This window comes from Faecalibacterium sp. Marseille-Q3530 (assembly GCF_017377625.1).
GTDB lineage: Bacteria > Bacillota > Clostridia > Oscillospirales > Ruminococcaceae > Faecalibacterium > Faecalibacterium prausnitzii_E.
In genome coordinates, this window is the sequence record NZ_JAFREH010000026.1 from 1 (window position 1) to 12,146 (window position 12,146).

The 12,146-nt window shown below is 61.4% G+C and carries 12 protein-coding genes, 1 rRNA gene and 1 other RNA gene; 7 read left to right on the forward strand and 7 right to left on the reverse strand.

Annotated elements, in window-relative coordinates:
* The first annotated feature begins 6 nt into the window (after positions 1-6).
* Positions 7-123 (forward strand): 5S ribosomal RNA (gene rrf / locus J3350_RS13465).
* A gap of 62 nt (positions 124-185) precedes the next feature.
* Positions 186-704, forward strand: coding sequence for a GrpB family protein (locus J3350_RS13470; RefSeq protein ID WP_207686980.1), 519 nt, complete (start codon positions 186-188; stop codon positions 702-704).
* A 67-nt stretch (positions 705-771) separates the two neighbouring features.
* Here the strand turns inward: J3350_RS13470 and J3350_RS13475 are convergent, their stop codons facing one another.
* Entirely contained in the window at positions 772-2,103 is a 1,332-nt protein-coding gene (locus J3350_RS13475; protein WP_207686981.1) for an MATE family efflux transporter, read from the reverse strand.
* A 197-nt stretch (positions 2,104-2,300) separates the two neighbouring features.
* The gene (locus J3350_RS13480) at positions 2,301-3,032 is read right to left on the reverse strand and encodes a hypothetical protein (RefSeq protein ID WP_207686982.1); all 732 of its coding nucleotides are present in this window, start codon (positions 3,030-3,032) and stop codon (positions 2,301-2,303) included.
* A gap of 169 nt (positions 3,033-3,201) precedes the next feature.
* Here J3350_RS13480 and yfcE point away from each other — a divergent pair, with 169 nt between their 5' ends.
* Positions 3,202-3,750, forward strand: a complete 549-nt coding sequence (gene yfcE, locus J3350_RS13485) for a phosphodiesterase (protein WP_097792412.1) — start codon at positions 3,202-3,204, stop codon at positions 3,748-3,750.
* Between the two features lie 39 nt (positions 3,751-3,789).
* Here the strand turns inward: yfcE and J3350_RS13490 are convergent, their stop codons facing one another.
* Positions 3,790-4,236 carry a DUF6773 family protein gene (locus J3350_RS13490; RefSeq protein ID WP_207686983.1) on the reverse strand — a complete coding sequence of 149 codons (447 nt, stop codon included), beginning with the start codon at positions 4,234-4,236 and terminating at the stop codon, positions 3,790-3,792.
* Positions 4,237-4,239: 3 nt separating this feature from the next.
* On the reverse strand, positions 4,240-4,437 hold the full coding sequence (locus J3350_RS13495) for a helix-turn-helix transcriptional regulator (protein WP_097792410.1): 198 nt from the start codon (positions 4,435-4,437) through the stop codon (positions 4,240-4,242).
* Positions 4,438-4,740: 303 nt separating this feature from the next.
* Here J3350_RS13495 and J3350_RS13500 point away from each other — a divergent pair, with 303 nt between their 5' ends.
* Positions 4,741-4,998, forward strand: coding sequence for a heavy-metal-associated domain-containing protein (locus J3350_RS13500; protein WP_207686984.1), 258 nt, complete (start codon positions 4,741-4,743; stop codon positions 4,996-4,998).
* Between the two features lie 20 nt (positions 4,999-5,018).
* On the opposite strand, the gene J3350_RS13505 is transcribed toward J3350_RS13500, so the two are convergent.
* The 3 genes from J3350_RS13505 to J3350_RS13515 form a co-directional block, all read right to left on the reverse strand.
* Positions 5,019-7,526 carry an ATP-dependent DNA helicase gene (locus tag J3350_RS13505; protein ID WP_207686985.1) on the reverse strand — a complete coding sequence of 836 codons (2,508 nt, stop codon included), beginning with the start codon at positions 7,524-7,526 and terminating at the stop codon, positions 5,019-5,021.
* A 16-nt stretch (positions 7,527-7,542) separates the two neighbouring features.
* Positions 7,543-8,628 carry a hypothetical protein gene (locus J3350_RS13510; RefSeq protein WP_207686986.1) on the reverse strand — a complete coding sequence of 362 codons (1,086 nt, stop codon included), beginning with the start codon at positions 8,626-8,628 and terminating at the stop codon, positions 7,543-7,545.
* A 306-nt stretch (positions 8,629-8,934) separates the two neighbouring features.
* Positions 8,935-9,501 carry a uracil-DNA glycosylase family protein gene (locus J3350_RS13515; protein ID WP_207686987.1) on the reverse strand — a complete coding sequence of 189 codons (567 nt, stop codon included), beginning with the start codon at positions 9,499-9,501 and terminating at the stop codon, positions 8,935-8,937.
* A 188-nt stretch (positions 9,502-9,689) separates the two neighbouring features.
* On the opposite strand from J3350_RS13515, the gene pta reads away from it, so the two are divergent.
* The 3 genes from pta to dnaX form a co-directional block, all read left to right on the forward strand.
* Positions 9,690-10,715, forward strand: coding sequence for a phosphate acetyltransferase (gene pta, locus J3350_RS13520; protein WP_097792406.1), 1,026 nt, complete (start codon positions 9,690-9,692; stop codon positions 10,713-10,715).
* 190 nt (positions 10,716-10,905) lie between these two features.
* An RNA gene (gene ffs / locus J3350_RS13525) (signal recognition particle sRNA small type) lies at positions 10,906-11,005 on the forward strand.
* A 76-nt stretch (positions 11,006-11,081) separates the two neighbouring features.
* Positions 11,082-12,146: DNA polymerase III subunit gamma/tau (gene dnaX / locus J3350_RS13530; protein ID WP_207686988.1), on the forward strand; the 1,065-nt coding region annotated here is incomplete at its 3' end.

The window sequence follows — 12,146 nt, forward strand, 5'->3', positions numbered from 1 at the left end:
CATATGGTCGGTGACGATGACGGTGAGGTCCCACCTGTTCCCATTCCGAACACAGTAGTTAAGCTCACTCGTGCCCAAGATAGTTAGCTGGAAACGGCTTGTGAAAATAGGTAGTCGCCGACTTGATTGAAACGCTCTAAGAGAAATCTTAGGGCGTTTTTTGTTGCAGAGAGAAGGAGAGAAACATGAGAACAACGCATGTCGTCGTTTTGCCCTATGATCCCAAATGGAACGAGGATTTTTCTGCGATCCGGGCGGAGCTGGAAGTCGCCATGGGGAAGCTGGCTCTGCGCATCGAGCATGTGGGGAGCACCTCCGTGGAAGGAATGTCGGCAAAGCCCTGCATTGATGTGGACGTTGTCATCCAGGACAGGACATGTCTGAAGGCGACCATTGAGCGGCTTGCATCCATTGGATACGTCCACGAGGGAAACCTCGGCATTGAAGGGCGGGAAGCCATTTGCTATACTGGCAAACCGCATTTGCAGCTGCATCATCTGTATGTCTGCCCGGCAGATTCCGAAGAACTGCGCCGTCATATCACGTTCCGGGAATTTCTACGCCAGAATCCGGACGCTGTGAAGTGGTACAGCAGCGTGAAAGAACAGGCTGCACAGCGTTTCCCAGATGACATCGAACGGTATCTGGAATATAAGTCTCCGTGCATTGCGGAGCTTTACCGGATGTGCGGTCTGGAAGATTGAAACAAAAACCGCCCCGCCGCTGGGAGTGCATCCCATGCGGCGGGGCGGTCGTGCTTTCAGGGCAGGCTCAGCGCTTTGAGACAGCTCTGCGGTAGACGACGAAGGCGATGGCGGCAGAGCAGGCCTCCGTGATCCAGAAGGCGTGCCAGACGCCGGTGGGGCCAAGGGTGCGGCAAAGCACCCAGGCCAGCGGCATGATGAAGAACACATAGCGGCAGAGGGAGATGACCAGCGAGGGCACCCCCTTGCCCAGACCCTCCAGCGCGCCGGAAGAGGTGGTGGAGACCGCCGAGACAACGAAGCCCAGGCAGATGATGCGCAGGGCCGTGGTGCCGATGGCGATGGTCTCCGGGTTGGAGCTGAACAGGCCGATGAGGGAGCCGGAGATGGTCAGGCAGAGGACGGTGCCAACGGCCATGATGGCGGCGCTCAGGCCCAGCGTCAGGTTGTAGAGCCTGGCGACGCGGCCATGCTCCCTTGCACCGTAGTTATAGCCGACCAGTGGACGCATTCCCTGCACGATGCCATTGGCAGGCAGGTACAGAAAGGTCTGGAGTTTGTAGTAGATGCCCAGAACCGTGACGTAGCTCTGCGAGAAGGCTGCTAGCAGGCCGTTGAGGAAAGTGACCAGCAGGGAGGGCAGGGCCAGATTCAGAATGGCCGGGATGCCGATGGCGTAAAGTTTGCCGTCCAGTGCGGGCTCGAAGTGCAGATGCTTGCGGCGCAGCCGGACCGGGAGGTCGGAGGTGGCGTAGCAGTAGAGGTAGATGCAGAGGGTGACGAGCTGGCCGAGGTTGGTGGCCAGCGCTGCACCGGCAATGCCCAGGGCGGGCACCGGGCCAAGGCCAAAGATGAGCACCGGGTCCAGTGCAATGTTGCAGACGCAGCCTGCGATCAGCGCGATCATCGTGGTGTTCATCCGGCCTACGGCCTGGAACATCTTCTCAAAAGCAAGGTCGGCCATGTTGACGATGGAGAACAGGAAGACGATGGTGGCGTAGAGGACGCCCATCGAGACCAGCGACTCCTCCGAGGTGAACCGGCGCAGAAAACCCGGCATGATGGCGATGCCCGCCACAGTGCACAGCAGGCCGTGCAGGATCGAGAGGGCCATGCCGTGGGTGGCGGAGATGTCCGCCTTTTCGCGGTCGCCTGCACCGAGGTGGAGTGCGATCTGCGCGTTGATGCCAATGCCGAAGCCGATGGAGATGGCGTTGACGAGGTTCTGCACCGGGAACACCAGCGACAGGGCCGTCATGGCCTGCTCGCTGATGCGGGCGACGAAGAGGCTGTCCACGATGTTGTACAGCGAGTTCACCAGCATCGAGATGACGTTGGGCAGGGCCATAGAGACCAGCAGCGGGAGCACCGGTCTGGTTTTCATAAAGGTATCGTTCATTTTCTGCTTCCTTTCTGAGGGGATCAAACGGACACGGCCCGCGGTGCCCCCAAAAAGGCGCAAAAAAACGCCGCACAATGGGGCGCTTCCGCGAACCATTGTGTGGCGAAAAGTAGCTCTGAAATGAATGCTGTAAAAATCCACACGATATTTTAGGAACCCTAGAATATCACGTTGGAAGGCGATTGTCAAGAGGGTCAGCTGAAGAGTTTGCTCTTGAGGGAAGCATACATGGCGCTCTTCTGAGCCTTATAAGAGGCCTTGACCTGATCGGCAAGCTCGGTGCTCTGCCCATTTTCCTGAAGCAGGGTGCGCATTTTCTCAACGATCGCATCCACCTGCTTGTCACAGTCGGCTTCGAGCTTCTGAAGCTCACTGCTCTTGCCCATCACGATGGAGACCTTCCGGGTGGCCGTCTGCTTGTCGGCAGGCAGAGCGTGATACTCGTCCTTTGCGGACTGGATGGCGCTGTTCAGGCCGCTCTCGGCATTGGCCTTGACGGCGTAGAGCTGGTTGATGAGGGCCTGAAGCTCCACATCGTAAGAAGACGGAGCATCAGCCGGGGAAGCAGAAGTGGAAGAAGCGGCGGGAGCCTGCGCAGCTGCGGCATCCTCAGGAGAAACCGTGGCCGCATCGGAGGTGCCGGAAGAGGCAAGGTTGAAGCGCTTCTGCTCCAGTTCGGCCAGCGTGGTGCTGCCGGAGATCAGCTCCTCCATCTCCTCGTGGGTCAGGGAAGCGAGCAGCTCAGACGTCTGCGCAGCGGTTGCGCCGGTGGCCGTCGTGTCGGAAGATTGGACGGGTGCAGCAGGAGCGGAAGCGGTTTCGGCGGTGCTGCCTGCCGCATCCTCTGAACAGCCGGTGAGGAGCACCGTTGCACCAAGGGCCAGTGCGGTCAGGGAGACCAGAGTGTTCCGGGAATGTCTTTTCATATCAAAACCTCGTGGTAAAATCATTTTTTGGAAAAATACAACGCCTATACTGTACCACGATTCCCCCATTTTGGCAAGAGACGATTTTTCGTGTCTGCGGCAAACGCTTGACAGCCCGCAGTGCAGACCCTATAATGGGGCCAACGGAACTGCAAAGGAAGATGGAACGATGAAATGGATGATCGCATCCGACCTGCACGGGTCGGCCAAATACTGCCGCCAGATGGTCGAGGCCTTTGAACGGGAGGGCGCAGACCGCCTGCTGCTGCTCGGCGATCTGCTCTACCACGGCCCCCGCAACGACCTGCCCGATGGCTACGCGCCCAAGGAGGTCATCCCGCTGCTGAACGGCCTGAAGCCAAAGCTGTGCTGCGTGCGTGGCAACTGCGAGGCTGAGGTGGACCAGATGGTGCTGAGCTTCCCGGTGATGGCGGATTACTGCATCCTGCCGGTGGGGGAAAAGCTGGTCTACGCCACACACGGCCACATTTATAATAAGAAGAACCTGCCGCCGCTGGCACCGGGGGATGTGCTGTTGCACGGCCACACCCACGTCCCGGCGTGGGAGAGCTTCGGAGACGGGAACCTCTACCTGAACCCCGGCTCGTTGAGCATCCCGAAGGAGAACAGCCCCCACAGTTATATGACGCTGGAAGACAGCATATTCCAGTGGAAGGAGCTGGCGAGCGGGGAAGTGTATCACGAAATCGTATTATAAACGGAAAAAGCCAGGCATTGCCTGGCTTTTTCCGTTTGTTTACTCTTCGTCCTTCGGGTTATCAAGTTCCTTGCGGCGCTTCTCGGAGACGTGCATACAGACTTGCAGGAGCACGAAGCAGAGAACGCCGGCGATGATACCGGGAATGAGCGCGATCAGCCAATAGCCGTAGGCAAGGCCGGTGACGACAGTGACTACGACGCATGCAAACAAGGAACCTACCACGTTGGTAGTGGTATTTGCGCAGATGTGGCTGTCCCACAGGCCGTTGCGCAGGCACTCGATGAGAGAATAGCAGCAGCCGGCCATGAAGACAACGAACTCGCCGACCCACTGACTGCTTGGTGTGCGGAGAACGATCTGCACGAGGATGGCGAGGAGCAGCCCTGCCCACAGCAGCCAGAAGCCACGTGCTTCGATGCGGCGCATGGTTTGCTCCTGCATCTCGTCAAACAGATTTTTCTTGCTGTACAGTGAAAATTTCATCGTTTATTCCTCCCAGAATAATTCGTCCAGTGTTTTGCCCAGGATCTTGCAGATGCTGCGGCAAAGGTTGATGGTGGGGTTATACTCGCCCTTTTCGATGGCGTTGATGGTCTGGCGGGAGACGCCCGCCGCTTCGGCCAGTGCGCTCTGGGTCAGATCCTTTTCGGCGCGGGCCGCTTTCAGTTTCAGATTTTTCGGCATGTTGTCACCTCATACAATGGGATGGGAGGGTGAGCTCGTACCCTCTGACCAGAGAATATCACTTGCACGACAAAATGTCAAGTATAATTTACAAAATGTCAGAGATACTGGGTTGCGTTTTGCAGGGAATCGTGGTATGATAGCACGGAAAAAAGGAGGAAGAGCTTCTTACCGGCGGCATTCTGTGCGGGCGGAAGGAGCCGAAGCTTTTTTATTTCTGTTGAAGTTAGCTAAAACTAACAAAAATGACAAAAACCGGACACAATGGCCCGGTCTTGATGCGATCCAGAGAGGAGAACCGAAATGGTGGAAACGATCTTGAAAGTCCAAGGGATGATGTGCGGCATGTGCGAGAGCCACATCAACGAGGTGGTGCGCAAGACGGCGCAGGTGAGCAAGGTGTCGTCTTCCCACACCAGAGGCGAGACGGTCATCGTCTCGGATCAGGCGCTGGATATTGAAACGCTGAAACAGGCCATCGCCGCCACCGGCTATACCGTGACCGGTGCCGAGACAAGACCCTACGAGAAGAAGGGCTTCTTCGCATTCTGGAAGAAATAAAGGCCCAGGGGCAGTTCCGGTTAACGGCTGCTTCCCTGCCCCCAGAAGCGGTCCAGCTCCTCTTTGAGGGCCTCGGTGCCGTTCAGGTACTTGAGGTGCTGCCAGTGGCGGGGGAACAGGCGGGTGTACTCGCTGCGGGCGAAGCGGTCGTCCAGAAGGAGGACGACGCCCCTGTCCCCGGCGGTGCGGATGACCCGCCCGGCGGCCTGCAGCACCTTGTTCATGCCGGGATACCGGTAGGCGTAGTCGAAGCCGGTGCCGGACTGCTCGTCGTAGTAGCGGCGCAGGATCTCCTGCCGGGGGTTCACCTGCGGCAGGCCGACCCCCACGATGGCACACCCGATGAGCCGGTCGCCGACCAGATCGACGCCCTCCCCGAAGATGCCGCCCATCACCCCGAACCCCAGCAGTGTCTGCGCAGGGTCCGGGGTGAATTTTTGCAAAAATGCCGCCCGTGCCGCGTCGTCCAGGCCGCTCTCCTGCGCCTGCGTGGCGATGCCCGGATACCGGGCCGTGAAGTCTTCGTAGACCCGGCGGAGGTAGGCGTAGCTGGGGAAAAAGGCCAGATAGTTGCCCACTTTTCCTCCGGCCAGCGCCGCCAGTGCGTCCGACACGGCGGGGATGCTGACTTCCCGGTCCCGGTAGCGGGTGGAGATGCCGGGCAGGCAGTACAGCCCCAGATGGTCGGGCGGGAAGGGGCTTTCCAGGGCGACGGCGCGGGCATCCGGGCAGCCCAGAACGCCCCGGTAGTAGCCCGGCGGGGTGAGGGTGGCGCTGAACAGCGCCGCCGCCCGCCCGCAGCCAAGGCTCGCGTCCACAAAGGCGGAGGGGTCGAGGCAGAGCAGTTCCAGCTCCAGCTCGCTGCCGCGGGCCGTGAGCTGGGTGACGAAGTGGGTGTCGTACCGGTCAGCTGCGCGGGTGATGTCCTGCACGGCAAAATAAAGTTCCAGCAGCCGGGCGTGGGCGTCTGCATCGGGGTTTTGCTCCAGCCAGTCCTGCAAAGGGGCCTGCAAGGCGTGGAGCGGCTTGAGCAGGGCGTCGGGCAGCTCCCGGAAAAAGACCGTGCCCTCCTGCGCCAGCAGCGGTTCGGGCAGGGCGATGCCCGGCGCAGGGGTCTCCTCCAAAAGGCTGGTCTGCCCGGCGGCGTCCGCTGCGGGCGGGGAAACGCCCCGGCGGGGAGCCAGCACGGCCACCTGCTTCCGCGCTTCGAGAAAGGCCCGGTCGGCGCGGGAAAGGGCCGTTTTCAGGCTGCTTTTGCCCCGGCCGAGGGCGCGTTTGGCGTCGGTGAGGGCAGACTTTGCGAACCCTGCCGAGTACATCGCGCGGGCCCGGTCGGGCAGATTGTGCGCCTCGTCGATGAGGAAGAGCCAGTCGCCCGCCGCATCGAAGAAGCGGTGGAGCCGGACCACAGGGTCAAAGAGATAGTTGTAGTCACCGATGACGACGTCGGCCCATGCGCTCAGGTCAAGCCCCAATTCGAACGGGCAGACCGTGAACTGACGGGCAGCGGCTTCCAGCGCGGCGCGGTCGAACTGCGGGGCACCGTCCAGCAGGGCGGCAAGGGCATCTTTGATCCGCTCGTAGTAGCCGTTGGCGTAGGGGCAGGCTTCGGGCAGGCAGGCGGGATGGCCCTCGGCGTCCTTGCAGAGGCAGACCTTCTCCTTGGCCGTCAGGGTCACGCTGCGCAGGGCCAGCCCCGGTGTGCTGGCGTGGAGCCGCGCGAGGGCATCCTCGGCAGCGGCCTGGGTCGTGCTGCGGGCCGTGAGGTAGAACAGCTTTTCGCCGCTGCCCGCGCCGATGGCCTTGAGGGCCGGGAAGAGGGCGCTCATGGTCTTGCCGATGCCGGTGGGGGCCTGACAGAACAGCCGGGTGCCGTTTTTCTGCCCGCTCCGGCCCGCGATGCAGGCGCGGTAGATCTCGCCCGCCAGTGTCCGCTGGCCGGGGCGGTAGGCCGGGAAGGGGAATGTCAGAGCCGTCAGGCTGGCGGTGCGGGCCTCGGCCCAGACCATCTGCCGCCGTGCCCAGGGGGCGTACTGCCGCAGCAGGCCGGTGAGGAAGGCGTCCAGCTCCCCGGCGGTGAAGTGCCGGGTGTAGCGGGTAATCTCGTCGGTGTCGATCTGGTAATAGGTCAGCCGGACGCTGAGCCGCTCCAGCTGGTTCTGCGCAGCGTAAATGGCCCCATACACCATGCCCTGCGCCCAGTGGCAGGGGTTCCGGTCTTCGGTCAGCTCCTCGGTGGGGAGGGCCGTGGTCTTGATCTCGTCGATGACGACGGTGCCGTCTTCGTTCTGGAAAATGCCGTCGGCGCGGCCTTCCAGCACAAACAAAAGGCCCTCCACCTCGTGCTGCGCCGTCAGATAGACCTCGGCAGCGTAGCCTTCGCCCGCTGCTTTTTGCAGCCTGCGGTGGATGCGTGCACCCTCGTTGGCGCGGTCGAAGCCGGTGAAGCGGCTGTCGATGCTGCCGGTGCGGAGCAGAAATTCCACCAGCTGCCGGATGGGCAGACGGATCGGTTGAGGGGAGGGCATGAACATTACCTCGCTTTTACAACATTGCTTTGATCGTTTCCTCCGTCACCTTCTCGACTTCGGCGAAATCGACGGCGGCGCGGTAGTAGGTCTCCAGCTCGTCGTGGCAGCTTTTGGCCTGCGCCATGAGGGCGACGGCCTGGTCCAGCAGCTCGGTGGCGGCCCGCTCGTTGAAGCGCAGGCGGGCGCGGAACCCAGCCATGTGCTCGCGGTCAAGGAAGCGGGTGCAGCGCACGGCCTGCACACCGGAGATGTGCACCGGGTGCCAGGGGTTATCCGTTAAAAAGGCCAGCCGCAGCGATGGGATGAAGAGATGGTCGATCTGGTCTTCGGGGTGCATGGCGCAGGGGCAGGTGATGATCTGGTAGCCCCGCGCCAGCGCCTCGGCACGGATGAGCTCCAGCAGCAGGCGGGAGATGGCCCCGTAGTCGTCGCGGAAGACGATATACCGGTCGGCCAGTGCCTGCACGGTGCCGTGATAGAAGACCGGCCCCTTGGGCGTGATGGCCGACAGCAGCCGCAGCTCCTCGCTTGGGCGGGCCGTGTCGGGCAGACGGGGGAGCATCCGGGTGCAGAGACGTTTGGCGTAGCGGCGCACCTTTTCAAAGTTGGTGCAGCAGGCTTCGGCGCGGCGGCTGTCCAGCAGGAGGCTCCCGGCTGAGGCGATATACCGCGCCGCCCGGCTGCGCAGGGAAGCGTTCCGGGCAAAGAGCGCCTTGACTTCCTCACGGTGGAGGGAGAGCTTCCCAGCGTCGATGGTGTGGTACAGGCTCACCACGACCTCGTCGGCACCGGGGGCGTCCGGCTCCATCGTGTGGGGCGCGGTGGCGTCCAGAATGGCCTGCCGCTTTTCCGGGAAGATGACGCCATCGAGGCTGTCGGGGTCGCTGGCGCAGTGGATCTTCTCGATGCGTTCCCCCTTCTGTTCGGCAGCCTGTGCGATGTGCTTCATCAAGGTGGATTTGCCGCAGCCCGGCCCGCTTTTGATGAGATAGAGCTGCATCCCCGGTTCGTGCCGCAGCGGCTCAAAATAGCCCTTGAACCCGGCGGGCGTGGTGGCTCCGAGGAAAAAATCGACCGAATCGGTCCGGATGTTTGTCATAAGGAACACCTCACTTTTGTTCTAGAATATGCAAAACAAAAGGAAAGTGTCACGGAGAGGGGGCTGGTATAACCCTCTCAGTCACCTTCGGTGACAGCTCCCCCGATGGGGGAGCCACTGGCGGAACGGTATTGGCTGTGCCAGACGAACAGAGTTTTCACTGTCGGAAACTGCTGGGCTCCGTTGCCTCGATTTACGGCACCTTGCATCCGATCGAGCCCAGGCAAACGGCAGGGCTGACCCGGCCTGCCAATGCCTCGCCCTTCGGGAGAGGTGGCAGCGCGCAGCGCTGACGGAGAGGGTTTCTCAATACGTGTGCTCGCAGACCTCCTGGATCTTCTCTCGCAGGGCCAGAAAGTCGGCGAAGGCGTCCGGCTTGCTGCGGGGCTGGCGGAGAAGAGCGGCGGGGTGGTAGGTGGCCATGAAGAGGATGCCGTTCTTGTTATAGAATTCGCCGTGCTCCCGGACCACCGAAAAGTCCTCCCGGATCATCCGCTGGGCCGCCACACGCCCCAGGCAGACCACGATCTTCGGCTTGAGCAGACGGAACTGCTCCCGCAGCCAGGGCATACAGGCTTCGCTCTCGGCGGGCAGGGGGTCGCGGTTCTGCGGCGGGCGGCACTTGACGATGTTGGCGATATAGCAGTTCTTTTTGCGGTCCAGGTCGATGGCGAAGAGGTATTTGTCCAGCAGCTGGCCGCTGCGGCCCACAAAGGGCAGGCCCTGCTCATCCTCGCTCTGGCCGGGGCCTTCGCCCACGAACAGTACCTCGGCGTCCTCGGCACCCTGACCGAACACCACGTTCGTCCGCGTTTCGCACAGCCCACAGTTGTGGCAGGCAAGGCACTGAGCCTTGAGTGTTTCCCATTCCATATTTCGTTAAACCTCTCACAAACTAAATGACATTTTCTTAACGATTGAGCGTTTTATCTTCTGCTACAAAATATACCACAAAATTGCGGTTTTGTCTTGAAGTTTCCAGAGGTTGTGCTAAAATAAAAAAGAAGGGCAGGTCTGTGCTGCCCATGAATAATTGCAAAGTAATTTCGGAGGTAATCACAATGGCTGATATGTTTGCACCGCTGGTGGCCCAGCTGAAGGCGAACCCCAAGACGATCGTTTTTACCGAGGGCAATGACCCCCGCATCCTGGAGGCCGCAAGCAAGCTGCTGGCTGAGGGCGTACTGAAGGTCGTGATGGTCGGCAACGAGGCTGAGTGCAAGGCTGCTGCCGCTGCCGGTGGTTTCGATATTTCCGCTGCTGAGATCATTGACCCGGAGAACTACGCCGGTTTTGATGAGATGGTCAATGCCATGGTCGAGCTGCGCAAGGGCAAGCAGACCGCTGAGGAGTGCACCGCACTGCTGAAGAAGTCCAACTACTTCGGCACCATGCTGGTCAAGATGGGCAAGGCCGACTGCCTGCTGGGCGGCGCCACCTACTCCACCGCCGATACCATCCGCCCCGCTCTGCAGCTGGTCAAGACCAAGAAAGGTGCCCACCTGGTGAGTTCCTGCTTCATTCTGGACCGCGACTGCGGCGAAGAGGGCCTGAAGCGCATCGCCATGGGCGACTGCGCTGTCAACATCGACTACACCGATACCATCGACAAGGCAACCGGCGAGGTCAAGGTCTCTGCTGCTTCCAAGCTGGCTGAGGTCGCTGTCGAGACTGCCAAGACCGCAAAGCTGTTCGGCATCGACCCGAAGGTCGCTGTCCTGAGCTTCTCCACCAAGGGTTCCGGCAAGGGCGGCACCGTTGCTCTGAGCCACGACGCCGTCATCAAGGCTCAGGAAATGGACCCCGAACTGGCTGTCGATGGCGAGCTGCAGTTTGACGCAGCCGTTGCTCCGGAAGTTGCACAGGTCAAGTGCAAGGGCAGCAAGGTCGCTGGCCAGGCCAACACCTTCGTCTTCCCCTGCATCGAGGCCGGCAACATCGGCTATAAGATCGCACAGCGTCTGGGCGGCTATGCCGCTTACGGCCCCATCCTGCAGGGCCTGAACGCTCCCATCAACGACCTGTCCCGCGGCTGCAACGCCGACGAGGTCTACAAGATGAGCCTCATCACTGCCTGCCAGTCCTGAGCTTTTCTGAAGTAAGCATCCCAAGCCCCCGCCGGCCCGACCGGCGGGGGCTTTTGCGTTTTGCGGGGGGCATACCAAGTCCACCGTTCATAACAGAGAAGGGCTTGCAATCTCCCTCCCGATATGTTATAATAATCAAGCACAAATTGTGCCTTGTCGGACAGCGCCTGCTGCGCGGTTCGACATACGGATGCGGGCCCTGTACGATGGGGCCGCTGTGAACCAGGTCAGGTGGGGAACCAAGCAGCCTTAAGCGGTGTGCCCTGTGCGTTTCAGTCAGCCTGCATTCGTATGTCGAGCTACGCAAGGCGGGGGTCAAACCCCGTCAGCGCTGTCCGTTTTTTATTGCAGAAAGGGGAGAAGCGGATGTATCGCGCGTTATACCGCAAGTGGCGGCCCCAGCGCTTTGAGGACGTGGTGGCGCAGCGCGGCATCGTGACGGCACTGCGCAATCAGATCGCCGCCGGCCGCGTTGGCCACGCCTACCTGTTCACGGGGGTGCGCGGTACGGGCAAGACCACCTGCGCCAAGATCTTCGCCAAGGCGGTCAACTGCCTGCACCCAAACAACGGCGACCCCTGCGGTACGTGCGAGATCTGCCGCGGCATCGACAACGGCAGCATTCTGGATGTGGTGGAGATGGACGCAGCCTCCAACAACGGCGTGGACGATATCCGCGACCTGCGCGACGAGACCGCCTACACCCCCAGCGCCTGCCATTATAAGGTCTATATCATCGACGAGGTGCACATGCTCTCAACAGCGGCGTTCAACGCGCTGCTGAAAACGCTGGAAGAGCCGCCCGCCCATGTCATCTTCATCCTGGCGACGACCGAGATCCAGAAAGTCCCGGCCACCATCCTGTCCCGCTGCCAGCGGTACGACTTCACCCGCATCGGGCCGGAGGATATTGCCCAGAGGGTGGAGTATATCGCCGGGCAGGAGGGGCTGGAGCTGACCACCGAGGGCGCGGAGCTGATCGCCCGGCTGGCCGATGGTGCCATGCGCGATGCGCTGTCCATTCTGGACACCTGTGCAGGCGTGACCGCCAAAGTGGACGCCGATGTGGTCCGCCGGATGGCGGGCGTCACCGACCGGAGCTACCTGTTCCGCATCTCGGACGCCATTGCGGCGCAGGACGCACCCACCGCGCTGGCTCAGCTGGCCCAATTGCGACAGCAGTCGGTGGATGTGAAGCGCCTGACCGAAGAACTGATCGCCCATTACCGCGCCCTCATGCTGGCGGCGCTGCCCGGCGGGCAGACACTGCTCTCCGGTGTGTCGCCGGAGGAAGAGACCCGTTACCTCGAAAAAGGGCCGCAGCTGGGCCAGAAGGAGGCCATCCGGGCCATCCGCACACTGGGCAACGCCCTCGAACACATGACCCGCGGCAGCGACCAGCGCATTGAGCTGGAACTTGCCCTCTTCAGC